This is a genomic window from Citrobacter sp. Igbk 17 (genome assembly GCF_028069775.1).
GTDB lineage: Bacteria > Pseudomonadota > Gammaproteobacteria > Enterobacterales > Enterobacteriaceae > Citrobacter.
Genome location: NZ_JANEWI010000106.1, coordinates 1 through 294, shown reverse-complemented (window position 1 = coordinate 294; position 294 = coordinate 1). Strand labels below are relative to the sequence as shown.

General features: G+C 54.4%; 1 protein-coding gene. It reads left to right on the top strand.

Features of this window, described 5'->3' with window-relative positions; translation table 11 throughout:
• A partial coding sequence (locus NNO08_RS23265) for a GTP-binding protein (protein WP_271457614.1) occupies positions 1 to 294 on the top strand: 294 nt, incomplete at both ends.

Genomic DNA, 294 nt, shown 5'->3' with positions numbered 1-294 from the left:
TGCCGCAGACTCGTGAGCACATCCTGCTGGGTCGTCAGGTAGGCGTTCCGTACATCATCGTGTTCCTGAACAAATGCGACATGGTTGATGACGAAGAGCTGCTGGAACTGGTAGAAATGGAAGTTCGCGAACTTCTGTCTCAGTACGATTTCCCGGGCGACGACACGCCGATCGTTCGTGGTTCTGCTCTGAAAGCGCTGGAAGGCGAAGCAGAGTGGGAAGCGAAAATCATCGAACTGGCTGGCTTCCTGGATTCTTACATCCCGGAACCAGAGCGTGCGATTGACAAGCCGT